Annotated in this window: 21 protein-coding genes; 11 read left to right on the forward strand and 10 right to left on the reverse strand. The window is 43.8% G+C overall.

Features of this window, described 5'->3' with window-relative positions:
• Positions 1 to 57 precede the first annotated feature (57 nt).
• Complete coding sequence (locus FHW88_RS15925; protein WP_176626699.1) at positions 58 to 2,397, forward strand: glycoside hydrolase family 3 protein; 2,340 nt, start codon at positions 58 to 60, stop codon at positions 2,395 to 2,397.
• A 401-nt stretch (positions 2,398 to 2,798) separates the two neighbouring features.
• Here the strand turns inward: FHW88_RS15925 and ruvC are convergent, their stop codons facing one another.
• The 4 genes from ruvC to FHW88_RS15945 are packed head-to-tail and all read right to left on the reverse strand — an operon-like array spanning position 2,799 to position 7,984.
• Entirely contained in the window at positions 2,799 to 3,389 is a 591-nt protein-coding gene (ruvC, locus tag FHW88_RS15930) for a crossover junction endodeoxyribonuclease RuvC (protein ID WP_176626701.1), read from the reverse strand.
• A 19-nt stretch (positions 3,390 to 3,408) separates the two neighbouring features.
• The gene (gene aat / locus FHW88_RS15935; RefSeq protein WP_176626703.1) at positions 3,409 to 4,047 is read right to left on the reverse strand and encodes a leucyl/phenylalanyl-tRNA--protein transferase; all 639 of its coding nucleotides are present in this window, start codon (positions 4,045 to 4,047) and stop codon (positions 3,409 to 3,411) included.
• Between the two features lie 11 nt (positions 4,048 to 4,058).
• Complete coding sequence (locus FHW88_RS15940; RefSeq protein WP_176626704.1) at positions 4,059 to 5,993, reverse strand: DUF3857 domain-containing transglutaminase family protein; 1,935 nt, start codon at positions 5,991 to 5,993, stop codon at positions 4,059 to 4,061.
• An 8-nt stretch (positions 5,994 to 6,001) separates the two neighbouring features.
• On the reverse strand, positions 6,002 to 7,984 hold the full coding sequence (locus FHW88_RS15945) for a DUF3857 domain-containing protein (RefSeq protein WP_176626706.1): 1,983 nt from the start codon (positions 7,982 to 7,984) through the stop codon (positions 6,002 to 6,004).
• A 207-nt stretch (positions 7,985 to 8,191) separates the two neighbouring features.
• Here FHW88_RS15945 and hflX point away from each other — a divergent pair, with 207 nt between their 5' ends.
• Positions 8,192 to 9,376, forward strand: coding sequence for a GTPase HflX (gene hflX, locus FHW88_RS15950; protein ID WP_090534515.1), 1,185 nt, complete (start codon positions 8,192 to 8,194; stop codon positions 9,374 to 9,376).
• An 81-nt stretch (positions 9,377 to 9,457) separates the two neighbouring features.
• Here the strand turns inward: hflX and FHW88_RS15955 are convergent, their stop codons facing one another.
• Entirely contained in the window at positions 9,458 to 10,327 is an 870-nt protein-coding gene (locus FHW88_RS15955) for a menaquinone biosynthesis family protein (RefSeq protein ID WP_090534517.1), read from the reverse strand.
• A gap of 10 nt (positions 10,328 to 10,337) precedes the next feature.
• Positions 10,338 to 10,958 (reverse strand): futalosine hydrolase, encoded by a 621-nt coding sequence (gene mqnB / locus FHW88_RS15960; RefSeq protein ID WP_090534519.1) that lies wholly within the window; start codon positions 10,956 to 10,958, stop codon positions 10,338 to 10,340.
• Between the two features lie 76 nt (positions 10,959 to 11,034).
• Between mqnB and FHW88_RS15965 the strand changes: the two genes are divergently transcribed.
• The 7 genes from FHW88_RS15965 to FHW88_RS15995 all read left to right on the forward strand — a co-directional run bounded on the left by FHW88_RS15965 (position 11,035) and on the right by FHW88_RS15995 (position 19,239).
• On the forward strand, positions 11,035 to 11,451 hold the full coding sequence (locus FHW88_RS15965; RefSeq protein ID WP_090534603.1) for a 6-pyruvoyl trahydropterin synthase family protein: 417 nt from the start codon (positions 11,035 to 11,037) through the stop codon (positions 11,449 to 11,451).
• A 9-nt stretch (positions 11,452 to 11,460) separates the two neighbouring features.
• On the forward strand, positions 11,461 to 12,102 hold the full coding sequence (folE, locus tag FHW88_RS15970) for a GTP cyclohydrolase I FolE (protein ID WP_090534521.1): 642 nt from the start codon (positions 11,461 to 11,463) through the stop codon (positions 12,100 to 12,102).
• A gap of 119 nt (positions 12,103 to 12,221) precedes the next feature.
• Entirely contained in the window at positions 12,222 to 13,109 is an 888-nt protein-coding gene (fabD, locus tag FHW88_RS15975) for an ACP S-malonyltransferase (RefSeq protein ID WP_090534523.1), read from the forward strand.
• A gap of 83 nt (positions 13,110 to 13,192) precedes the next feature.
• Positions 13,193 to 16,927 carry an ATP-binding protein gene (locus tag FHW88_RS15980; protein ID WP_139160075.1) on the forward strand — a complete coding sequence of 1,245 codons (3,735 nt, stop codon included), beginning with the start codon at positions 13,193 to 13,195 and terminating at the stop codon, positions 16,925 to 16,927.
• A 69-nt stretch (positions 16,928 to 16,996) separates the two neighbouring features.
• Positions 16,997 to 17,752, forward strand: coding sequence for a helix-turn-helix domain-containing protein (locus tag FHW88_RS15985; protein WP_176626708.1), 756 nt, complete (start codon positions 16,997 to 16,999; stop codon positions 17,750 to 17,752).
• 30 nt (positions 17,753 to 17,782) lie between these two features.
• Positions 17,783 to 18,931: an FAD-dependent oxidoreductase gene (locus FHW88_RS15990; protein ID WP_176626710.1), complete on the forward strand. Its 1,149-nt coding sequence runs from the start codon at positions 17,783 to 17,785 to the stop codon at positions 18,929 to 18,931.
• Positions 18,932 to 19,089: 158 nt separating this feature from the next.
• On the forward strand, positions 19,090 to 19,239 hold the full coding sequence (locus tag FHW88_RS15995) for a hypothetical protein (RefSeq protein WP_176626712.1): 150 nt from the start codon (positions 19,090 to 19,092) through the stop codon (positions 19,237 to 19,239).
• Here the strand turns inward: FHW88_RS15995 and FHW88_RS16000 are convergent.
• On the reverse strand, positions 19,226 to 20,092 hold the full coding sequence (locus FHW88_RS16000) for an NmrA family NAD(P)-binding protein (RefSeq protein ID WP_176626714.1): 867 nt from the start codon (positions 20,090 to 20,092) through the stop codon (positions 19,226 to 19,228). The two genes, FHW88_RS15995 and FHW88_RS16000, sit on opposite strands and share 14 nt — an antisense overlap.
• Before the next feature lie 187 nt (positions 20,093 to 20,279).
• On the opposite strand from FHW88_RS16000, the gene FHW88_RS16005 reads away from it, so the two are divergent.
• Entirely contained in the window at positions 20,280 to 21,545 is a 1,266-nt protein-coding gene (locus tag FHW88_RS16005) for an amidohydrolase family protein (RefSeq protein WP_176626716.1), read from the forward strand.
• Positions 21,546 to 21,819: 274 nt separating this feature from the next.
• Here the strand turns inward: FHW88_RS16005 and FHW88_RS16010 are convergent, their stop codons facing one another.
• The 3 genes from FHW88_RS16010 to FHW88_RS16020 are packed head-to-tail and all read right to left on the reverse strand — an operon-like array spanning position 21,820 to position 23,366.
• The gene (locus FHW88_RS16010; protein WP_176626718.1) at positions 21,820 to 22,008 is read right to left on the reverse strand and encodes a hypothetical protein; all 189 of its coding nucleotides are present in this window, start codon (positions 22,006 to 22,008) and stop codon (positions 21,820 to 21,822) included.
• 55 nt (positions 22,009 to 22,063) lie between these two features.
• Positions 22,064 to 22,549, reverse strand: coding sequence for a hypothetical protein (locus FHW88_RS16015; protein ID WP_176626720.1), 486 nt, complete (start codon positions 22,547 to 22,549; stop codon positions 22,064 to 22,066).
• A 16-nt stretch (positions 22,550 to 22,565) separates the two neighbouring features.
• A complete protein-coding gene (locus FHW88_RS16020; RefSeq protein WP_176626721.1) occupies positions 22,566 to 23,366 on the reverse strand; it encodes a hypothetical protein in 801 nt (266 codons plus the stop codon).
• Positions 23,367 to 23,682: 316 nt separating this feature from the next.
• Between FHW88_RS16020 and FHW88_RS16025 the strand changes: the two genes are divergently transcribed.
• Complete coding sequence (locus FHW88_RS16025) at positions 23,683 to 24,156, forward strand: SgcJ/EcaC family oxidoreductase (RefSeq protein WP_176626723.1); 474 nt, start codon at positions 23,683 to 23,685, stop codon at positions 24,154 to 24,156.
• Positions 24,157 to 24,237 lie beyond the last annotated feature (81 nt).

Below are 24,237 nucleotides of genomic sequence, written 5' to 3' on the forward strand. Positions count from 1 at the left end.
GGCCTCTGCAATATTTTTTGCAGGGGCTTTTTTCTTTAACCTGAATCATGAAGGATTATGGCCAAACCAATTAAACTGATAACCTTGCTGGTCCTGCTGCCGGCAACCGCTGCTATAGCACAAACTAAGTGGACAGAAAGAAAAGCGGGCGATATTGCTTTTGTTACTAATACAGGCGGGCAAAACCTGGGCTACGCTACTACATCGGGTGTGAAAATATTAACCGTTGATGGCTTTGCTTTTAAAGATCTGAACAAGAACGGCAAGCTGGATAAGTACGAAGACTGGCGCTTGCCGGTTGATGAACGCGCTAAAGACCTCGCCTCAAAAATGAGCGTGGAGCAAATAGCTGGTTTAATGTTGTACAGTCGTCACCAGCCTATCCCGGCGGCGGCAGGTGGTCCGTTTGCAGGTACTTATAACAACAAGGTTTTTACTGAAAGTGGCGCTAAAGCGTCCGACCTATCTGATCAGCAGAAGCAGTTTTTGGCTAAGGATAATGTAAGGCATGTGCTGGTAACATCTGTACAAAGTCCTGAAATAGCCGCGCAATGGAATAATAACGCGCAGGCTTTTGTAGAAGGTCTGGGTTTGGGTATTCCCAACAATAACAGTTCCGATCCCCGGCATGGCACCGTGGCTACTGCCGAATACAATGCCGGGGCAGGAGGGGCTATTTCCATGTGGCCGGGCTCGCTTGGATTGGCTGCAACCTTTGATCCTGAAGTGGTGAAAAACTTTGGGCATATAGCTGCGCAGGAATACCGGGCTTTAGGTATCTCAACAGCACTTTCGCCGCAGGTTGATATCGCTACAGATCCACGCTGGGCACGTGTTAGCGGCACTTTTGGCGAAGATCCGCAGTTAGCTGCCGATATGGCCCGTGCTTATATTGATGGCTTCCAAACCTCGGCTGCCGAAAAGGAAATTAAAAATGGCTGGGGTTATAACAGCGTAAACGCTATGGTTAAACACTGGCCAGGCGGCGGTGCAGGAGAGGGTGGCAGGGATGCGCATTATGCTTATGGCAAGTATGCGGTTTATCCGGGCAATAATTTTAAGCAACATTTGATCCCTTTTACCGAGGGCGCATTTAAGCTGCAGGGTAAAACCGGCATGGCTGCGGCCGTGATGCCTTATTATACCATCTCCTATAACCAGGATATCAAAAACCACGAAAACGTCGCCAATAATTATAACTCCTATATTATTAACGACCTCCTCCGTAAAAAATACAAATACGATGGCGTAGTTTGTACCGACTGGCTGGTTACCGGCGATGAAACTACGGTTGATTCCTTCCTTTCGGGCAAATCATGGGGCGTAGAAGGCCTTTCTATAGCGCAGCGCCATTACAAGGTGCTGATGGCGGGTGTTGATCAGTTTGGCGGCAATAATGAGGTTGCCCCGGTTGTTGAAGCATACCAGATAGGCATAAAAGAACATGGCGAAGCGTTTATGCGGGCAAGGTTTGAGCAATCGGCAGTGAGGTTATTGCGCAATATTTTCAGGACTGGCTTGTTTGAAAACCCTTACCTGGAACCTGAAGTTTCCAAACAAGTTGTTGGCAAGCCTGAGTTTATGGATGCAGGTTACCAGGCCCAGCTTAAATCCATAGTAATGCTGAAAAACAAGGCTAACATTTTGCCTTTGCAAAGCGGCAAAACGGTATATGTACCTAAAAAATTTACTCCGGCAGGCAGGAATTTTTTGGGAATGGAGACACCTGAAAAATTGGAATATCCTGTAAATATGGAAACTGTTAAAAAGTATTTTAAAGTAACCGATAACCCTGATGAGGCCGACTATGCCTTGGTATTCATAGCCAGCCCCAACAGTGGCGGCGGTTATAACAGCGCCGATGCCAAAAACGGAGGAACAGGATATGTACCGGTTAACCTGCAATACGGAGCATACACGGCCACCGATGCCCGCGCTACCAGTATAGCAGGTGGCGACCCGCTGGAGAAATTTACCAACCGTACTTACAAGGGTAAATCAAGCACTGCTATTAATGTTACCGATTTGGCTATGGTTACCGATACTTATGCCAAAATGAAAGGGAAGCCGGTTATTGTATCTGTTAATATGAGCAATCCGATGGTATTTGCTGAATTTGAAAAGGATGCCAATGCCATCATCGTTGATTTCGGCGTGCAAGGCCAGGCTTCACTTGATATCATGACCGGTAAAACCGAACCATCTGCATTATTGCCGCTGCAAATGCCGGTTGATATGAAAGCCGTTGAAGCTCAGTTTGAGGATGTGCCGCACGATATGAAATGCTATGTTGACGAGCAGGGCAATAAATATGATTTCGGTTTTGGCTTAAACTGGAAAGGGGTGATTAAAGACGGGCGTGTGGATAAGTATGTGAAAAGTGTGGTGAAGCCGTAAAGGCGCGTCTCCACTGCGTCATGGGTAGGAGTTAAAATACGGGTCTCTGAAGGAGAAATAACATGCTCCATCGTCATGCCGAATTTATTTCGGCATCCCACAGGACAGGTAGTCGCTTTGCTTAGCATGGCTGCTTAGCGAGTGGGGTGCTGAAACAAGTTACCCATGACAAAAATAAAAAATGGGTCATGCTGAGCCCGTCGAAGCATAGTGGGCAGGCCTCTGCGCGCGAGTCTTCGACAGGCTCAGACTGACAGGCCGTCTTTTGTCACCTTCAGAGTCCACGGGTTTAAACACTCAGCATGACAAATGTTCGTTATAATTCAGACTTACGAAGTTTCAAAACTTCTTAAGTCTTCTGCTTTTTATTTGGAATAATAAGGTGGAAAAATCAGATGGTCTCACTTCACAACGCGCTTGGCATTGTCTTTCACAAAAGTATCCCAACCTGAATATGATTTTTTAGAGCCCGGGTTTCCGGAACCCGAACCCGTAGGGATCCGCTGAAATGAATGGCAAACAGCTACAGCCAAACCATCGGTAGCATCCAGAAAATCGGGGGTTTCCTTGAACTTTAATAGGCTTTGCAGCATGGCAGCTACCTGTTCTTTGGTAGCATTGCCATTACCGGTTATAGATTGTTTTATTTTGCGGGGAGCATATTCGGTGATGTCTACATTGCGCGATAATGCCGCTGCTATGGCCATTCCCTGCGCGCGACCGAGTTTCAGCATCACCTGTATATTTTTGCCGTAAAAAGGGGCTTCAATAGCCAGGCAATCGGGGTGGTAGTTATCTATAAGGGCAACGGTTTTTTCGAAGATGCGCTGCAGCTTAAGCATATGATCGTCGGTAACGGGCATTTTTACTACCCCCATAGCAAGCAGCTCAATTTTAGGGCCGGTTTCCTTTAGCAGTCCGTAACCCATAACGGCTGTGCCGGGGTCGATACCTAAAATGATCCTTTCCTTTAAATTTACCACCTGCTGCATATGGCTCAAAGGTAACTAATCAAACTAAATTATTTAGCAATACATCCATATATTGCTCCCGGCTTATCATCCTTGCTCCAAGCGATTCGAGATGACCGGTGTGTACCTGGCAATCGATAAGCTTGTACAGCCCTGTATTGCACAGATAGATGAGTGCTGTTTTTGAAGCGTTGCTGACGCGGCTAAACATACTCTCACCACAAAAAACATCACCTACGTGTACACCGTAAAGGCCGCCGACCAGCTTGTCATCCTGCCATACTTCAACCGAATGGGCATAGCCTTCCAAATGCAGACGGTTATAAGCGGATATCATATCGGGCACTATCCAGGTGCCGTCCTGCCCTTCACGCGGAGCGGTTGAACAGGCTGTTATGACATCGTTAAAGCAGGTATCAACAGTAACCTTCAGTTTGCCGGAGCGTAATATCTGCCGCATGGATTTGGATACTTTCAACTCATCAGGAAATAAAACAAACCGCTCATGAGGCGAATACCACAGGATAGGTGTATCATCACTATACCAGGGGAAAATGCCGTTTTGATAGGCCAGCAATAACCGTTTGGTACTCAAATCGCCGCCAACAGCCAAAAGCCCGTCTGGTTCGGCCAGATCGGGCTTTGGAAATATTAAACGTTCGTCGAGCCTGAATATCATCAGGCGCAAATTTATGCTTTACGGCGGATCACCAGCTTTTTATTTTGGGCTTTGGCTATCGCATCCAGATAAACCTGCAATTCGGTGTATTTGGCGGCTGGGATCACATGGTTTTTTAAGTTGAATTTGGTAGTGCTTACCACCTGGTTTTTAGTTGTGTCATAAACATACTTAACATCATAAGTGCCGTAAGTAAATTTAAGGCTTTGATCGGTAGGCAAAGCATCAATTTCAAAGCCGGCAGGCAAATCAATGGTGGTAACGCATGTTTTTAACATGGGAATTTCAAAGAAAAAATCGCTTTTTCGTTTTTCAAGTATGGGTACGGTTGTTTTCCACAGATCAAAAACACGGGGTTTGTAAAACTGCTTGTTGCCCGCCGATACATCGCAAAATTTATCGTACTCCAGCTCAATGTCCAGTTCTTTTATGCCGTCTTTATCTGTTGATGGCTTGAACTCAAAAACTGATGGCTGCTTCATGTTCAGCATCTTGATGAGTACCTGTTTTTGCTCGTCGGTTTTTAAGGCGGCTATACCCAGGTAATCATCGCGGTATTCGCCTGTGCTTAAAATTTTAAGTGTTGCCTTTGCGCCGCCATCCGCGTCAAGTACCACATGCGCTTCGCTATTAAACTGGTTGTCAATATCTGTACTGCGCGGAGTTTTAACCAGTTTGCCTCCATCTTCAGTTACCAGCAGGGCGTACCTGTTTTCGGTAAACGGCCCGAGCTTGCCAAAAGGCTTTTGCATATTGGTACACTCAAGCCAGGTAGTATCACCTTTAAAAGGTACACATAAAATAATGTGATTAAAGGGATCGCTTGGAAATGCAGGATCAGCGGGCTCTTCGTTTGAGCCTGCGTTTATTATGGCATAATACGATGGAATATCAGCTGCCTTTAATAAGGCATACATGTAGTTTGATAAGGCCTTGCAATCGCCATACTTTTTCTGGTCGACAAATGTAGCCGGGAATGGCTTTAAACCCCCAATGCCGAGCTGGATACTTACATAACGCATGTTTTGCTGCATGTATTGGTATAAAAATCTGGCTTTCTCTTTGTCTGTTTTAAAGTCGGCCGTCATTTTTTTAACCTCGGCTATCCGCTCCGGACTAAGCGAGCATACGTCTGCATTGAGGGCCTGCAGCCATTTGCCAAAATTTTGCCAGGTGCTGATATCGCCGGGAATACCACCAAACTGGAATGAGTTTGCTGCAAACATGATCCGCGGCATAACCTGCCATGATTCAGCATCGTCTTCGGGCTTTATAGCTTTTAAATTTTTTACATGCCAGGTGTACTTTTCAAACTCTCCGGCAGGTGTTTTTTCGGGCTTGATGGTGGTATTCTTATTCATGTACCTGAAGCCTACCGAAGGATTGACCAGGACAGTATACTCCGCGTTTTGGACGGCCCTTTCAGATCGTTGGATCTCCCATTCACCAAGATCAAGAAAGCTGTTCATATCCTCCTCAAAAATTACCTCTATAGTAGTTGGATATGCAGATATCGGATGTTTTATGGCCAGCATCCGGTCGTCCGTTACAATCGAGATCCCATCGGTAGCGGCATAATCATAAAAATCGCTCTTGTGATATTTTTTTATCATCGTTCCATCAGCGTTGTAAACCAGCATTTGCACGTTATCAACACTGCTGAATTTTTTATCGTAACCCAGGCCAAGTTGAGCAGCGGCATCACCTTTTTCATTTAAAACAGTAATGATGGCGTGATGCTTTAGCGTCATTTTACCAGCTGCTTTTACGGTAACCTCGTCTGAAGAATACCGCACAACCGAATTTGCTTCTCCCTTTAATGAATCGGGGATGGTTGATGCTATATAAAATTCTTTCGGGAGATTTTTATCCTGTCCATAGCTTTTGATTGATAAAATGACAATGCCTGCAATAGTTAGCAGTCTGTAAAAATATGTAGTGCTCATGTTTTCGATCAGGCTTTTTTAAGTACTATCTGCTCAGTAAGCATATCCTGCATTTGTTTGTAGAACTCTCTCAGCTCAGGATAACTTTCTTTTTCGTAAAAAGCCTTTTCGTATGATATAACATATCGCACTACAATCATTCCATCCTGTTCGGCAATAAAACGTTTAAGGCTTATACTTTGATCGGGCATAACCATGCGTATGCTTTTTGGCAGCGCATCAACTTTATAACCTGTCGGAATTTTGTAGGTACCGTTTATCTCATACCTGTTACGATGCCCAAAATCAATATCAGTAGCGCGCTTTTCGCTCAGGAAAGGGTTGGTACGTATAGGGGTAAAAAGGTTGGGGTTAAAATAAATATATGTTCCGTCGGAACCGGTGAGCTCCAGGTCAAAAGCTATATTTTGTACCAGTGGCAGGGTATCTGACTCCATATCCTTCATTTTTAATGATGATATTTTAAGGTTGTTATCGTTGGCCTTTATGTAGTCGATATATTTTTTTTCACCATCGGTTTTATAACGTTCAACACTGCTTATTTTGTGGTAGCTGAAGCTGCTGATATCTGCGGTTCCGGTCATTTTGCTATCCGCCCTAATGTCGGCATTGATCATGACCACCTGCCTGGCCGGAACTGCTTTTGTAATATAGAGCATATCATAAGTGTTAGCCTGCTTATCAATATACAAACCCGATGAATTCAGTAGCATATCGGGTGTTTCATTATATAAATTGTATTTGTTTGTAGCATCAAGTATGTACTCTTTTGTGCTATCAACAGGAATATAAACCACTGCACGGTTAAACTGCGAAAGCGAGGTGTTGAAGCGGTTCACTTTTCCGTGTTCGCGGGTGCTCACAATCATTGGGTAGATTTCCTTAATGCCCGATTGCTTAAGCAGGTGGTATAAAATAATATTTACCTCGGCCGAATTGCCCGTTTTCTTTTCCCAGGCCCGGTAAGTACCATCGTTGGTATACCAGCGGTCAACGCCATCCCATTTCATGAGGGTTTTTACCTGGTTAAAAACGTAAGCTATTTTTTCATCATCAGTTTTAAAGGTTTTAGCTTTGGTGATAATAGGCTCTTCGTCTTTTAATTTACGTTTTAACTGGCCGCCAAAATCTTCATCATCGGCAATAATGCCGCCCACTTTAGCCCAGGTATCTGAATATGACTTGTAAAAGCCATAGCTTGATTTTACAGAAGTAAGGTTAAACTGTAACGACATGATATTGTCGGTATATGAGCGCATGTAAGGCTCATCATGCAGCGAAGGGATGTTTTCCATAACCCTAAAATCTTTTTCATCATTATATGATAAAGGATTTGTGCCGGGCATGGTGCGGGCTTCTGAATCATGGGTTGCTTTTGAATAAGGCATCCAAACGTGGTTCACCGTGCGGAAATACAACAGATCGGGAATAGACGTATCCAACTCGCTGTACCGCACCGGTATTTTTTGCTGAAAATCCCACGACGGGAAATTGCTTATCGAAACAGTATGATATTTATACTTGTATTCAATTACCGACCCCGCTTTAACGTTGGGCATTGAAAATACAATGGCATTGCGTACCTTATCAATGGTTTGGGTATAGATAAGTTTTTTATCCAGTTTGGTTATTTCGGGCTTTCCGTTAACCAGGTTAATGGTTTCGGCTTGCACGTCGGTAATATATTCCAGCCGGTTACCGCCGTAATATTCAATACGGATGTTGGCTTCATCTTTACCATTATCGTTAAAAATCTTGATCCGTTTGTGGTACTCGCCGCTAATGTCAAATGAACTATCGTAATAAACATCGCCTTTGTTAAAAAGAACTTCGGCATTGGCATCGGGCTCAAAATCGCATTTGGCCATTTCAAGGTCGGCAATTTCAATTTTGCCAAAAGGTAAAACTTTAGAAGGGGGGGCGGTTTTTTTTTGAGCGGTAACCGGTAACGCAAATAGGGCTGCTCCAAGCAGCAGTAAGAGCCTGTTCATCGTGATGAGGTTTAATCACATCAAAAATAACAATTACCGGAATATTTAAAAGCAAATTTTTTTAGTCATTTTAATTTAATTTTTCATAATGAAAGTTCCTGTCATGAATTTATTCCCGCGTATGTTATTTTGACATTAAAATTTTATTTCATAGCCCCGTTTACGTACATTTATTTAACTGGCATTTGGATTGATATACTGTAATTAATGAAACAAAAATTTTATGATACTGCTGTGAAGCAGGAAAAAGCGGTACTTGTAGGTGTAATAACGCCCAATGAAACCGACGAGATTGAGAAGGAACACCTGGAAGAGCTCGAGTTTTTGGCCAGCACCGCGGGAGCGTTAACGGTGAGCCATTTCACTCAAAAACTACAGCGCCCGGACAGGGCAACTTTTGTTGGCTCAGGTAAACTGGAAGATATTAAAGCCTACGTTAAAGAAGAAGAAATTGATATAGTTATTTTTGATGATGGCCTTTCGCCATCGCAACTGCGTAATATTGAGAACGAACTGCAGGTAAAGATCCTGGACAGGAATAACCTCATCCTGGATATTTTTGCAAGCCGTGCCCAAACAGCACAAGCTAAAACGCAGGTTGAGCTTGCCCAATTGCAATACCTATTGCCCCGCCTTACCCGCCTCTGGACCCACCTTGAACGCCAGAAAGGTGGTATTGGTATGCGTGGCCCGGGCGAGTCGCAAATTGAAACCGACCGTCGTTTGATCCTGAATAAGATCTCACTGTTAAAGGATAAACTAAGGCAGATAGATAAACAGAACGAGACCCAGCGCAAAAATCGCCATCAGCTTGTACGTACAGCATTGGTTGGTTATACCAACGTAGGTAAATCGACTATCATGAACATGATTGCCAAATCGGAAGTGTTTGCCGAAAATAAACTGTTTGCTACACTGGATACCACCGTAAGGAAAGTCGTGATTGAGAACCTGCCCTTCCTGATGTCGGACACGGTAGGGTTTATCCGTAAGTTACCGCACCATTTGGTTGAATGTTTTAAATCGACGCTTGACGAAACCCGAGAAGCCGATATCCTGATCCATGTAGTGGATATTTCGCACCCAAATTTTGAAGATCAGATCCGTACGGTTAACGAAACCCTCAAAGATATCGGCGCTATTGATAAACGCATTATTACTGTGTTTAACAAGATAGATGCCTTTAAACCCGAAGATCACCAGGTACCACATCAGGAAGAGCCATTAACGCTGGAAGACTTTAAACAAAGCTGGATGGCGAAGAACAATGCACCAGCCATATTTATTTCGGCAACTAAAAAGGAAAATGTGGAGGAGTTCAGGGCCTTGCTTTATAAGGAAGTGAAGGCTATACATACTGAAAGGTATCCTTATGATGCTTTATTGTATTGATAGCTGATTGGATAGATATAAACAAAAGAGGGACGCATTTTGGTGAGTCCCTCTTTTGTTTTTGGAAGCAATGCAGTTAGACTAATCAGTCAAAAATATACCCTGCTTCACCTCCGGTATAATCCCTTTCTCCAATGCAGTATCAAACATCAGGTTAATAGCTTTACGTCCTTCCTCGCCAAGTTCAATTGAGTATTGGTTTACATAAAGTTCGATGTGTTTATACATCACTTCTTCGCTCATTTCCTGGGCATGTTGTTTAATAAACGCTAAACCGGATTTTGGATTAGCAAAAGCAAACTCCACCGATTTACGCAGCACCCGGTTAATTTTATGCTGAACATCCAACGGTAAATTGCGGTTAGCTACAATGCCACCCAATGGAATTGCACAGCCTGTACGTTTTTCCCAGTAGTCGCCAAGATCGATGATTTTTTTGAGGCCTTTATCCTGGTAGGTGAAACGGTTTTCGTGAATGATCAAACCAATATCTATACGGTTATCAAGCAAAGCATCTTCAATTTCTGAAAATACCATTACCTGCTTGTTGGTAGCTTCAGGAAAGGCAAGGCCTAATAAAAAGTTGGCTGTAGTATATTTGCCCGGAATGCCAATCAATGGGTTTCGGCTTCCTGATTTCGGATCGTGGATCAGGTTTTTCTCCAAATCCGAAATCGAAATTTCCAGATTCGAAATCAACAATGGCCCTACACCAAAACCCAGCGCGCTGCCCGAGTCAAGCAGCACATATTTATCAGTAACGTAAGCAAAGGCGTGGTAGCTTAGCTTAGTGATATCCAGCTCACCGCGGAAGGCTTTTTGGTTAAGCGTTTCCACATCATCATAAAATACTTCAAACTCCAGGCCTTCAGTGTCAATTTTATGGTGAATGAGGGCATCGAAAATAAATGTATCGTTAGGGCAGGGCGAAAATCCGAGCGTAAGTTTCATGCGGGTAGTATTAACTGTTAATGATCTGGCTCACCAGGTCGACGGCAAATGTATTCAGATTTTTAATGGCCAGCCCAATGTTCCAGGCCTCACGATTACGTTTCTCAACATAATTTGACACTGCCCTGATTTGCATACCCGGTACGTTCATCTGCCGGCAGGCGTAAAAAAAAGCCGCGCCTTCCATGCTTTCCAATTGCGGGTTTAACCTTTGCTGTACTTTTTGGATGGATGGCTCGTGGCCGTGCACCATATTAACGGTTATAGCCTTTGCCTTTTTCAGAAAAAAGTTTGGATAAACCTGCTCAAGCGATGTTGTGGGCAAAAAAACACTCTCGCCAAAGCCAAGCATATCAATGGGGATAAAAGCTTCGTCATCCTGTGCGCCAAGCTCAGCAAAGGTATCTTCGGTTATTTCCAGCACATCGCCTAAATGGAAATTACGGTCGAAACTGCCTGCTATGCCCAAATTGAGTACAAGATCATAGGTATGGTTGCTTAATTGCCGGGCCATGCCAAAGGCTGTTGGTACCATGCCTGTACCGGTTATCAGTACATCAACCTTATTGCCCAATTGATTTACGAGAGGGGCAACCTCAAATTTGGTAGCTGCAACAATGAGTATAAGCATATTGCATTATTTTGACGGCTAATATAAAACAACTACCCTGTTTTTGTTTTGTATATTTGCACCCACTTTTGTTATGATGATACATATAACGCGCAAGGAACATTTTAATGCCGCTCACCGGATGTACCGTGAGGAATGGAGCGCTGAAAAAAACTTTGAGGTGTTTGGCAAATGCGCCAACCCCAACTGGCATGGTCACAATTACAACCTGTTTGTAACTGTAAAGGGCGAAGTCACGCACGCCACAGGCTATCTTATCGACTTAAAAGAGCTGAAGATAATTATCAACGAGTACGTTATCGAAAAGCTTGACCATAAAAACATCAATAAAGATGTTGATTTTATGGCGGGCAAAATGGCATCGACCGAGTTGCTGTGCATTGAGATCTTTAACCAGTTAAAAGGACCTATTGAAGCTTACGAGGGGGTGTTTTTACATTCGGTTAAGCTTTACGAAACTGAAAATAATTCTGCCGAGTATTTTGGCGGTTAATTTTATATAATGAGCGACTCACAATTTAGCCAGGATACCGACGATGACGATTTCGGCGGATACATTAAAATAGATCGTTATAACCAGGACCGGATTGATAGTTTGAAAGATAACTACCATAACGTATTAAAGCAAATAGGCGAAGATGCCGCACGTGAGGGCTTGTTAAAAACCCCCGAGCGCGTTGCCAAAGCCATGCTTTATTTAACCCATGGTTATGAACTTAATGCCGAAGAGATCCTGAACTCGGCCAAATTCAGGGAAGATTACAGCCAGATGGTTGTAGTAAAAGACATTGAAGTTTATTCGATGTGCGAGCACCATATGCTACCCTTTTTTGGCAAGGCGCACGTTGCCTACATCCCTAACGGGCATGTAGTGGGCTTAAGTAAGATTCCAAGAGTTGTTGATGTATTTGCCCGCCGTTTGCAGGTGCAGGAACGTTTAACAAACGAGATCCGCGATTGTATTCAGCAAACACTTAACCCTGTAGGCGTTGGTGTGGTAATTGAATGCCGCCACCTGTGCATGAGCATGCGCGGCGTACAAAAACAAAACTCGGTAACCACCACATCGGCCTTTACCGGCGAGTTCCTGAAAGAAAAAACCAGGACAGAATTTTTGAATTTGATAAGTTCGAAGTTAAGTTAAGCCCCGTTGGGGAGAGATTAGAGGTTGGAGATCAGAGATTAGTTTTTAAAAACCTAATCAGATTCCCGCCTTTAATCGTATACAACTAATCTCTAATTAACTAACCTCTAATCTCTAAGATGAAAGCATATATTTTCCCGGGCCAGGGCGCCCAGTTTCCGGGTATGGGCAAGGACCTGTACAATCAATCAGAAAAAGCACGTGAGCTGTTTGAAAAAGCCAACGAAATCCTGGGTTTCCGCATTACTGATGTAATGTTTGAAGGCACAGCCGATGACCTGGTGCAAACCAGCGTTACCCAGCCTGCTATTTACTTACATTCAACCATTTTGGCCACAGTTTTGGGTGATGATTTTAAGCCCGAAATGGTTGCGGGCCACTCCCTGGGTGAATTTTCGGCCCTGGTAGCCGCGGGTGCTTTGTCATTTGAAGATGGCTTGCGTTTGGTAGCAGCACGTGCCAACGCTATGCAAAAAGCTTGTGAAATACAACCATCAACCATGGCTGCTATTTTAGGCCTTGATGATTTTACGGTAGAAGACATTTGCCAGCGCATAAGCGAGGTTGTTGTGCCTGCAAATTACAACTGCCCAGGCCAGCTGGTGATATCGGGCTCCATTGCCGGTATTGACGAGGCCTGTATTAAGATGACCGAAGCCGGTGCAAAACGTGCCCTGAAGCTCAAGGTAGGCGGAGCGTTCCATTCGCCGTTAATGGAAGCCGCGAGGGTTGAACTGGAGGCCGCGATTGTGGCTACCGAGATCAAAGCCCCCATTTGCCCCATCTATCAAAACATAGATGCCAAGCCATATACCGATCCTGAACTGATTAAACATAACCTGATAGCCCAGCTTACCGGTGCCGTTAGGTGGACACAAACCGTAATGCATATGCTTGAAGATGGTGCCACCTCATTTACCGAAGTAGGGCCGGGCAACGTACTGCAGGGCCTTGTTAAAAAGGTTGATAAAACCGTTGAAACTGCAAGCGCCGCGTTACCGCAATAATTTTTAAAAGCCACATACAACATGTGGCTTTTATTTTTGTTATAGGCTTGTATTAAACAAAAAATCCATAGTATAGCAACATCTTGACTACTTCCGGAAAAATACGCCTATTGCTTGCCCTTTTAGGGCTTAGTTTGCTGCTTACGGCCGTTATTGTTCAAAAAACATATACGCCCGTAAACAGCCTTGTGCAGTCTGCCCGGATACTGGAAGACAACCTCCATAACAAAGAAGCGTTTATAAATAAGCAGCTTAACGGCACCGAACGTTTTAAAAAGATGATGAACCTGCGCAATAATGAGCAGGACGCTATTAATGCTATTGAAAATTTTACCACCCAAAACAACATTTGGTTTATAACCTTAACCAATAATAAATTAAGCTTTTGGAGTGGCATAAAAGTATTGCCCGATAGTACCAATACCATTAAAGATGGTTATTCCTTTATTAAGCAGCCCAATGGGTATTATGAAACGTTCCGGAAAACGGAGGGAAATTTTTCCGTTATCTTCTTTATTCCGGTTAAGATCAATTACGCGTTCCAGAACAAATACCTTCAAAACAAATTTGCCAGGGATCTGCTCGATGATGATAACATTGATATAGCCGATTTTACAGATGTCAACGTTTATGAAGTTCATAGCAGCGATAACGATTACCTGTTTTCGGTAAAGCTTAAAAATAATGACGCCAATAATGATTTTGTTTATTATGAACTTTCATTTTGGATACTCACCGCCATTACGCTTTGTGTACTGATGCATAATATTTGCAATTACGTGGCATCAAAAGGGTATGTGGTATTATCTATCATATTTCTTGCTTTATATATTGCGCTGTTCAGGTTTGTTAACCTGCATTATAACCTGCCCGATTTTACGTATAAGCTTAGCATTTTCAATCCGGCATTTTATGGCTCAAGCCTGGTTTATCCTTCGCTGGGCGATTTTTGTATCAATATCCTGGTCATTTTTTGGTTTGTAGCCTTTGTGTACAGGCAGCGCCGCAGGTTTTTAACCAATGTACAGAGCAAAACTGCCGGCTATGTTATTGTGGTTGTTGCTATTTTAACGCTTATAGGGGTGTCAACATCGTTATTGCGTTTGTTTCATGGCCTGGTTATCAACTCAAAAATCAATTTTGATGTAAACAATGTACTCAGCTTAACGGGGTTCAGCATATTGGGGGTATTAATGCTGTGTTTTAGCTTTTTGATATTTTACCTGCTCAATGAAATCATTTTAACCATATGTCTGAAGCTTAACGTACCCCGAACGCACCAGTTATTCCTGTTTTTGTCCGGAATTATCATGGCTACCGTCGTATTTGCCTATTTTCATGAATTTACGCTGTTTTACATATTGTGGGCACTGTTGGTACTGATAAGGGGCTATAGTTTTATTTACTATAAAGGGCAGCTTTTTGCCACATCGTTTTTAGGTATCGTGTTTATTTGTGCCCTGATAGCGGCCATTAAGCTTAATCATTTTGAAGATCTGAAAGAGCACGAAACCCGGAAAGCCCTGGTACAAAAACTGGAGATCCCGGATGATGCCACAGCCGATTATATTTTTAAAAGGATAGAAAATCAAATTATAACGGATACGGCCATAGTACGCTATTTTATCAATGGCCTGCACAACGGCGATTATCTAAAAACCCGTTTCCAAAAACTTTATTTTGATGGCTACCTGTCAAAGTACGAGTTTAAAGTTCATGAATTTGATGCCAATGATGAACCTACATCGGCAGATAAAAACTACTCGCTGAGTGTGTTTAAAGACCTCGTATTATATAGCTCATTTAAGGTATCCGACTATTTTTACCGCGAAAATGAATCATTCGGGTACCAGAATTACTTTGCCATACTGCCTGTAAATACCAGTAATAAGCAATTGGGCACTATTGTAATTGAGCTTAAATCAAAACCACTGCAATTATCGGGCGCTTTCCCCGAGTTATTGATTGACGGCAACATAAGCCCTGAAAATGACTTTAAAGATTATTCATACGCCTTTTATAGCGATAATAAATTGCTGAGCCAGCGCGGCACCTATGTTTACTCGCTCGATAACAGGGAGTTTAAAGGCGACCTGAAAAAATACACCGAAAAAACCACGCAAAACCACAGCACTGCCTGGTACGAAAGCTTTACAACATACAATCACCTGATATACAGGCCCAGTGAAAGAAACCTGATTGTTGTTAGCAGGGAGGAAAACTCACTTTACTATGCGGTTACTTCGCTCACCTTCTTTTTGGTGGTTATACTGATATTCAGCGCGGTTATCATCACTTTAAAATGGTCATGGGCCCGCATCAAGATCTTTAACATAGCCGAAGACGGGCTGAAGATAAACTTCAGGATAAATTTTGATAAGGTATTGTATAAAACCCGCATCCAGATCTCGATGATCCTGGCCGTAGTGGTTACCCTGGTGCTTGTTGGTTTTATTACTTTTTTATCCATCAGTAACCAGTACTATACCCAGCAGGAAAAAATGATCAGGGATAAAATAACCCGTATAGCATCGGCATTTGAAAACGGCCTTTTTACCCAGTATGTTGAGCATCTCAATGAGGAGAGCCAGGTTCATTTTAATGAATTGGCCAATACTTACGCAACCGATCTTACTTTGTTTGATACCAACGGTGTTCCCTTACTAACCACTCAGCCTAAAATTTATGAAAACGGCCTCGTGGCAAAACGGATGAACGCCCGTGCATTCATCTTTTTGAGCAAATTGCAAAAAACCGAGTTCGTAAACGACGAGAAAATTGGCGAACTGAGCTATAAAGCGGCCTATGCCCCGGTAACCCTTACTGCATCAAACAAAACGGTTGCCTATATCCAGCTGCCTTATTTTAGTAATGAAGCCGATTACCGCGAGCGCATAAGCTCATTGCTTAACGTGATGATAAACGTTTACGCCATTGTTTTTATAGCAATTGGCTTGTTTGCCATTATTATAGCAAGGCAGATAACCGCGCCCTTAAACTTTATACAACAAAGCCTCAGCAAAACCATCTACGGTAAAAAGAACGAACACATCAAATGGTCGCGCGATGACGAGATCGGCGCATTGGTTAAGGAGTATAACAAAATGATATCGGCCCTTGAAAACAGTGCCCAGCGGCTGGCACAATCCGAACGCGAAAGCGCCTGGCGCGAAATGGCCAAGCAGGTTGCGCATGAAATTAAAAACCCGCTAACGCCGCTAAAACTGGGCTTACAACTGCTTGATAAATCATGGAAGGACAAAGATCCCAGGTTTGATCAAAAATTTGAACGTTTCAGCAAGTCATTTGTGGAGCAGATTGAAAGCCTGTCGTCGATAGCGTCGGAGTTTTCGGCATTTGCCAAGATGCCGGATACCCGCATTGAGCAGATCAATATTTTTGATATGTTGAACCAGGCAGTTACCATTTTTAAACAGATGGATAATGTGCAGATCACCTATCTGCAACCAGAGAATTCGTTCATTATCAATGCCGACCGCGACCAGCTATTGCGCTGTTTTAATAACCTGTTGAAAAATGCTATTGAAGCCACCCCTCAAGACAGGAAGTGCATCATAGATATCAATTACCTGGTAACCAGCAAAAACATCCTGCTTACCATCAAAGATAACGGTAACGGGATTCCGGAAGAGATGCGTGAAAAGATCTTTGAGCCAAACTTTACCACCAAAAGCTCCGGAACGGGTTTAGGCCTTGCATTCATCAAAAACTCTATTGAAAATGCCAACGGCAAAATTTGGTTTGAAACAACTATGGGCACAGGAACCACATTTTATTTAAGTTTACCTGCTGCTTAATAATTAAACCGCAGGTAAATCAAAGGTAAACAGCGGATTTACAATACAACACCGCAATTCACAAAAGCTATGAGCAATAACCTGGAATACAGAATTGTTAAGCCCGGTAAACCACTTTCGGATTTTGTTGATAGTTTTTGGTTTTTACGTAACCTATCGGACGCCGATAAAGATACAACGGGGTTACCCGACGGACTTATTGATATATTGCTTTTTAAATCCGCTACACAGCCTTTTAGTATTGCACAGCTTGGAGGACTAACCCAGTTTGAACAGGCCAAAGTTTCGGCCAATAGCGTAATATTCTGCATTAGCTTCAAATTGCTTGCCGTTGAGTATATTTTTGGAGAGGCCATTGCCGATATAGTAAACGGTGGCAGATTTTTACCGGAAGGCTATTGGGGGTTTACAGAAAACGATTTGCTGGATTTTGACTGCTTTGTTGAAAAAGCAACGCAAAAGATCAGATCACTTATTCCGGAAGGCATAGATGAACGTAAACGAAAATTGTTTGAACTGATTTATCTAACGAAAGGGAGGATCACGGTTAAAGAGCTTTCCGAAAAAGCGTTTTGGAGCAGCCGGCAGATAAATCGCTACTTTAATCAGCAATTCGGGATCTCACTTAAAGCTTATTGCAATATTCTTCGTTTCCGCGCCTCGTTGGAGCATATTGCAGACGGCCGGCTGTTTCCGGAGGAGAACTTTTTTGACCAGAACCACTTTATCAAAGAAGTGAAAAAGTTTTCGGGCGTTGTACCCAAAGAATTATCCAAAAACAAAAACGACCGATTTATACTATTATCGGCCATCAGGCAGAAATAATTTTGCATCGTAATTAAACGATGGAAAATTATGTTATTAGATAATAAACAGGTTGCTATAGTAGGCGGCGGACCGGCGGGGTTGGCCTTAGCAAGGCTTTTACAACTTAAAGGTGCAAATGTAAAAGTATATGAAAGGGATATGGACAGAAATGTACGGGTGCAGGGCGCCACGCTCGACCTGCATGAAGGCACAGGACTGGAAGCGCTGAAGCGGAGCGGTTTGCTGGATGAATTTTATAAATACCACCGTCCTGTAGCAAGTAAGATGCTGCTTGTGGACAGGATGCTCAATATTACATTTGATGACCACAACTTTGCGACTATTACCGCGGAAACCCGCCCCGAAATAGACCGTGCGCCTTTGCGGGATATTTTATTGAACTCATTGCAGCATGATACCGTGGTATGGGACAGCCATTTCATTTCAATGGAAAGAGAAAGAAAAGGCTGGCGTTTGTTTTTTAAAAACGGATCGAACGCCTATGCCGATCTGATAATTGCGGCTGACGGAGCCAATTCAAAAGTGCGGCCTTATTTAAGTGACGTTGAACCGGTTTATTCAGGTATCACGCTGATTGAAGGCAATATTTACAACGCTGAAAAATACACCCCAAAACTTTTTTCCTTTGCAAAAGGAGGAAAAGTAATGGCGTTTGATGACGGGCGATTTGTAGGTTATGGCACAAAAGCCGATGGCTCAATTATGTTTGTGGTGAATTTTAAAACACCCGAAAACTGGCTGGAACAAAGCGGCATTAATTTCAATAACAGAGAGGAAGTTTTTGAATGGTTTAAGAAAGATTTTGCCAGCTGGAGCGATGAATGGCATGAGTTTTTTACAAATGAGGTGGTTTGTTTCATTCCCCGTCCGCAATATTATTTCCCATTAAATCAAAGCTGGGAAACGGATGAGAGCCTTACAATGATTGGGGATGCCGCGCACCGGATGCCACCATATGCGGGCGAAGGTGCTAATGTGGCATTGCAGGATTCATTTGAACTGGCCGAATGTTTAACCGGGAATCAATTTACGGATATCAAAACGGCGATTGCCCATTTTGAAAAAGAAATGGTTGCAAGAGGAGCTAAAGCCACAAAAGACACGCTGGAAAATTCGGAGAGAATGTTTTCAAAAACTGGTTTGGCACAAATGGCTGAATTCTTTAAACGGCACTGAATATATTAAGTCGATTAGAATAAAAAGGCTGCGGTATTCTGTTGCCATGTCACGACTTTTACCTCGTGGCCATTTGTCAATATTGACGGGGCATCACGGCTAATACGTTCTGTTATTTGTTTGCGTAAACATTGCCGCTCGCGGCATGTTAATAAATAATGATCAGGAAATTAAAATCAGGGCAATACAGGATCTACTCCAAAAAAGTCGATCCTGAAAGCCGCAAGCGTAAAAATCTCGGCACTTTCGATTCAAAAGAAGCCGCAATGAAACACGAAAAAGAGATACAGTATTTTAAGCACCATTAACCTGCAATTGCTTTTCCAGGTAGTGAAACAAGGTGGTAGGCCCATGTTGGGCGGTTGGAATTTCCGATTGCTGGCTAATGGTAAGTCTCGTCATATTAGCGAAAGATGCCGCCGCTTTTTCGGAAAAGCCGCCCTTTATCATAAAGTCTTTCCAACCAGCTTCCGGGATAGTCACCACGTTTACCGTTTTGTGCAATAGCTTACCGAATGTTTCAGCCACATCCTGATTAGAATAGGTTTCAGGCCCTTCCAGGAAGAACAGCCCGGTCTGGTCATCCAACATTAATTTGGCTGCAAATGCACCGATATCTGCCGGCGCGACCATGGGCAGCTTAAAGTCCGCCGGAAACAAAGTGGTCAATTCTCCCTTTTCACGGACGGCTGGTATTGCCTGGTCAAAATTGCTCATGTAATAAGCGCTGCGGATCACTGCCAGCGGGATGTCGAATTTGGCTAAGCCCTGCTCTAATTCATACAGTGCACCGAGGTCAAAAATATGATCTCCGGGCTGTGCGCCATAGGTAGAAGCGGCGACGATCTTTTTCAGTTCCGATCCTTCAAGCGCGTTTAGGATACTGCCGATCTGTTCCCTTTCCACCGCATCGATATCTTTATCGGGAGCCGCATTCGGATTCAGCACAAACAGGCGCTCAGCCTGTCCGAACAGTTCTTTTAAACGGACTGTGTCCCGGATGTCTGCAACCTCATAGGCTGCCCCCTTAACAATCCATTCGGCAGCTTTAGCTGGATCATGGCCAATGATCATGACCTTTTGTTGTTTTTGCAGCAAAGCGGTCGAAAGCGCGGCACCGATATGGCCGGTTCCTCCTAAAATAGCGTGTGTGTATTTCATAACGCTATTAATTTCAATATTCATGCCGTAAAAACTTGCCAGAAGTCCGCAACGATTTTTTGTTTTTCGTCATCCCAACCGTCGGCCATTTCTACATGCATCCGCAAGGAATTGTCAAGGCATCACCGAACGATGCTTTCTGCGAAATTGCTTAAATTGGGCAAGCTGTCAAAAAGCAGCAAAGCCTATGATCAAGTATATAATTTCATTCCTGTTGTTGGCGCCAGTCGCCGTTTGGGCCCAGTACAAACCCGGATTGCTTGTACTGACCAATGCGACCATCATTGATGCAGAACACCGGGTGCCGCTTCCCCGTCAAACAGTGTTTATTTGTGATGGTAAGATCAGCCTTACTTTTACGGCCGGTGAGCACACCATTCCGGATTCTGCTATAGTAATCAACCTCGAAGGGAAATCACTCTTGCCGGGCCTGGTCGATAGTCATGTGCATATGGCAACCGATCCGAGCGGTGTAGACAACCGCGCGCGCACACTTGATGTGCTGAAGCGTATGCTGTGTAGCGGTGTGACCTGTGTGAGGGATATGGCCGGTGACGGACGTGTACTTGCCGGTTTGGCCCGCGATGCACGGCTCGGAGAGATCACGTCACCTGAAATCTGTTATTCTGCCCTTATGGCCGGTACCGTGTTCTTCAGTGACCCGCGAACAGCGACGTCAACAAGAGGCGGTATTAACGGGAAAATGCCCTATATGCAGGCTATCAGCGACTCCACAAACCTGACACTGGCAATAGCCGAAGCCAAGGGCAGCGGCGCGAGCGGCATCAAGCTCTATGCTAACCTGACCACCGGGCAGGTTAACCGGATAATGACGGAAGCACAGAAACAGCAGATGCCCGTTTGGGGGCATGCCTGGCTGCAGGGCGCAGGGCCGTCCGACCTTGTCCGGGCAGGACTGATCTCCATTTCGCACGTGCCGCTGCTGGTCTGTGAAAAGGCACAAATACCGGAAGCCTGGAAAAAAGCCGGGCATAACGCCGCGTATTGGGATCAGGTGACGCCTGATCTGCACGGACTTTTTGACCTGATGCGAGCGCATCACACCATTCTGGACGCCACTTTACTTACCTACAAAGTTTGGGCAAGCCAGGATTCGGCCGCTATATGGGACTATGAGATAGGTAAACGGATCGTTGCTCAGGCTTATCGCGCAGGGATAGCCATTTGCGCCGGCACCGATGACGATCAGGAAAAATTTGTTCAGGAAGAAATGCGCCTGCTCGTAACGGAAGCTGGTTTCAGCCCTATAGATGCCATCATAGCCGCCACCCAAAACAGCGCCGCAGCCATCGGACTACAAGGGCGAAAAGGACTCGTTAAAGCAGGGATGGATGCCGATCTGATCGTATTGGACGCTGATCCTTTGGCATCCGTCGATAACATCACAAAAGTAAAATTAGTGATCAAAGGCGGCAGGATCTACAACAGGTAACAACTATCATAGCTTTTTGTCAATATAACTTCGGCGTGGCCCAACTCTTGCTGAGTGTTTAAATCCCGGACCTCTGAGGGTTAGATGACAAAGAGGGGCTGTCAGTCTGAGCCTGTCGAAGACTCGCGCGCAGAGACCCTGCCCACCATACTTCGACAGGCTCAGTATGACACCCATTTTTTAAGTTGTCATGGGTAACATAAGGAGACAGGTTCGTTTAGCACTCTTACTCTGTCATGGATTACAAAGCGGCTTTACGAATTATACAGCTACCTTATTGAGCTTTAGAACCCTGCTTTTTTGCAGTTTCTTTTTTTCTTTTGTCCATAATCAGACTGCCAACGGTGTAAATAAGCATCAGGAACCCAACCAAAGCTGTCTCGGCTTTACTTTGCACAACACCGCCCAGCAGGCATATCGCGCCGAGGATGGTGCCATAAATAAGCGCAGGCTTTCTGCGCATGAAAATAACCATAATAAGAAATTTAAAGATTATCAATAATGTACATAGCGATCAATCAATGTACGACAAGGTCGGCTTCGGCATTGATCTCGTTGCCTGCTTTTACTTTATCCCATATGCGCACGTTGACATGATAAACTTGCCCGGATGCCATGGGCTGTGCAATTGTGATATCACCCCGTAGCTCGGTTGCTCCTGCCGGCGGATAACCTTTGCCGCCGGCAAAAAGGTCGGCAGACTTGATCACCGGGTTACCTTGCTGATCGGTAACGGCCAGCATCATACCCGGATAAACTTTTCCGTCCTTTAATCCGTAATTAATGATGCCCAGGGCTGCAACGGACACACGCGTGTTTAATGATACCTTGTTGCTGCTCAATGGCGTGCCTGATGCATCGATCAGTAAAACATTCCGCACACTAAAGCCATTGTAATTGTAGGACAATCCTGTACTGAGGTCTTTTTTGGCGCCCCTGCTGAAATTGCATGCGGTAAGTGCCGTGCAGAAATATATCAACATAATGATTAATAATGTTTTCATGGTGTCGGGCTGTTTTTTATTGATAGGCGATATCAATTATTGTATGATCGATAGCAGAAGCCGGGTTGTTAATTTCTATTCTGTCGATGTATCCCTGGGCATTTTTGTGATAAGTGAGATTATGGGTGTAGCCCGGGCCTTTTATGAGTGTTGGCAAAGTTTTACCTGCGTATATCGATGGGAAAGTTACGCCGCTCCCGCCGTTATCGTTAGGTACAAAGTCGCTCGGATAGTCTGCGGTGCCAAAATAATCGAATCCAAAATTGCTGCCTTTTAATGTGTTTACGTTTTCGGCCGAGAATCCTGAATAGGTTACCGTACTATCGTCATTATCGCTGATGATCCTGCTGCTTAACAAATTGTCGTTATCATCCCATGTGTAAATAAATGTCAAATGACGGACCTCCCTTCCGTAATATGTACCTGTTTGGACTATTTTGGCCAGGCGGCCTTTCGTGTCATAGCTAAAGATTGAGTTATATCTTTCGTTAGTGCTCGGATAACTAAGAACCGTTCCAATACGTCCGCTGTTATCTAAAGTAACATCCGTAATTAATTTATCGGCGTTATAAGGCTGTGATATCTCAAAACCGCCGGCATTATAAGTGATGATGTTATTGGCATTTCCTACGGTGGCTAATCGTTTCTGGTCATCGTAAGTGTTATTATATACGCTCCTTATGTAAGGATAAGTGATCACCATTTGCTTTACCAATGGTGTCACCTCCTGGGCGGGTGGGGTTTTGGCATCTTTTGAACAAGATATAGCTGCCGTTGCAACAAATATTATTGCAAACAATGGTTTTAAAGTTTTCATAGTGTAAATAATTTTACCGCCGTTAGCTTTAATAATTTTTTCATAGGTAAGTTTTGTTATTTGTAATCAGCGCTTTCAACAGGAAGCGCCGTAATGCCCCGGAGGCAAAATTGTTATTACAAAAAAAATAAACTGTTGGGAAAGTTAGTTTCGCGGTTGTTACAAATCAGTTCGAAATCGTTTCATGAATAGGGCAGGTTTAGCTGTATGTAACAAAAGGTAAAGGATTTGTAACATAAACATAAGTAACATCATGAAGTATCACCTTTATTTGTAGTATCCGCTATGAATGTTTGTCCACCTGTATATAATACCTATGAAAAAGATAACAAGCCTGATACTTCTGATATGGCTATGCTGTACCAGCGCCCTGGCCCGGCAGCCCGACACTGCATCGAACAACGCCGCGATACGGCAGATGATTAAAAATTATGAAGATGCATGGAATAGCCATAACCCGGAAAAACTGGCGGCCAGTTACACCTCTGATGCTACCTGGGTAAACTGGTTTGGTGCCTACTATAAAGGTCGGGATGATATTTTTAAGCATTATAAGCAGGTTCATAATACTTATTTTAAAAACACACAGTACTATACCCGGGCTGTTGAAGATATTACCTATCTTAATCAGGACCTTGCGGTTGTACACGTACGAACGGGTCTTGCCGGCGACGAACGATATCCGGGTCAAACGTTTGAGTTTCGCAGGATGATCGTCGTGGTAAAACGGGACGGTGAATGGAAGATATTTGCGGGTCAAAACGCCCAGCTTGAAAAAGGCATTAACTAATATTAAGGCCGCTCTGTTATGAATAAAGCCATGCAGTATCTGTATATTATAATAAATATAATATATTTTTGATTATAAAAT

This window comes from Mucilaginibacter sp. SG538B (assembly GCF_013376065.1).
Classification (GTDB): domain Bacteria; phylum Bacteroidota; class Bacteroidia; order Sphingobacteriales; family Sphingobacteriaceae; genus Mucilaginibacter; species Mucilaginibacter rubeus.

Bases quoted from the DNA above. Each gene is read 5' to 3' on its own strand.
- folE (WP_090534521.1), top strand. From the start codon at position 11,461: ATGAGCGACTCACAATTTAGCCAGGATACCGACGATGACGATTTCGGC.
- FHW88_RS15990 (WP_176626710.1), top strand. From the start codon at position 17,783: ATGTTATTAGATAATAAACAGGTTGCTATAGTAGGCGGCGGACCGGCG.
- FHW88_RS16000 (WP_176626714.1), bottom strand. From the start codon at position 20,092: ATGAAATACACACACGCTATTTTAGGAGGAACCGGCCATATCGGTGCC.
- FHW88_RS16020 (WP_176626721.1), bottom strand. From the start codon at position 23,366: ATGAAAACTTTAAAACCATTGTTTGCAATAATATTTGTTGCAACGGCA.
- mqnB (WP_090534519.1), bottom strand. From the start codon at position 10,958: ATGCTTATACTCATTGTTGCAGCTACCAAATTTGAGGTTGCCCCTCTC.
- FHW88_RS15945 (WP_176626706.1), bottom strand. From the start codon at position 7,984: ATGAACAGGCTCTTACTGCTGCTTGGAGCAGCCCTATTTGCGTTACCG.
- aat (WP_176626703.1), bottom strand. From the start codon at position 4,047: ATGATATTCAGGCTCGACGAACGTTTAATATTTCCAAAGCCCGATCTG.
- FHW88_RS15925 (WP_176626699.1), top strand. From the start codon at position 58: ATGGCCAAACCAATTAAACTGATAACCTTGCTGGTCCTGCTGCCGGCA.
- FHW88_RS16010 (WP_176626718.1), bottom strand. From the start codon at position 22,008: ATGCGCAGAAAGCCTGCGCTTATTTATGGCACCATCCTCGGCGCGATA.
- FHW88_RS16025 (WP_176626723.1), top strand. From the start codon at position 23,683: ATGAAAAAGATAACAAGCCTGATACTTCTGATATGGCTATGCTGTACC.
- FHW88_RS15995 (WP_176626712.1), top strand. From the start codon at position 19,090: ATGATCAGGAAATTAAAATCAGGGCAATACAGGATCTACTCCAAAAAA.
- FHW88_RS16015 (WP_176626720.1), bottom strand. From the start codon at position 22,549: ATGAAAACATTATTAATCATTATGTTGATATATTTCTGCACGGCACTT.
- FHW88_RS15965 (WP_090534603.1), top strand. From the start codon at position 11,035: ATGATACATATAACGCGCAAGGAACATTTTAATGCCGCTCACCGGATG.
- hflX (WP_090534515.1), top strand. From the start codon at position 8,192: ATGAAACAAAAATTTTATGATACTGCTGTGAAGCAGGAAAAAGCGGTA.
- FHW88_RS15955 (WP_090534517.1), bottom strand. From the start codon at position 10,327: ATGAAACTTACGCTCGGATTTTCGCCCTGCCCTAACGATACATTTATT.
- FHW88_RS15940 (WP_176626704.1), bottom strand. From the start codon at position 5,993: ATGAGCACTACATATTTTTACAGACTGCTAACTATTGCAGGCATTGTC.
- FHW88_RS15985 (WP_176626708.1), top strand. From the start codon at position 16,997: ATGAGCAATAACCTGGAATACAGAATTGTTAAGCCCGGTAAACCACTT.
- ruvC (WP_176626701.1), bottom strand. From the start codon at position 3,389: ATGCAGCAGGTGGTAAATTTAAAGGAAAGGATCATTTTAGGTATCGAC.
- FHW88_RS16005 (WP_176626716.1), top strand. From the start codon at position 20,280: ATGATCAAGTATATAATTTCATTCCTGTTGTTGGCGCCAGTCGCCGTT.
- fabD (WP_090534523.1), top strand. From the start codon at position 12,222: ATGAAAGCATATATTTTCCCGGGCCAGGGCGCCCAGTTTCCGGGTATG.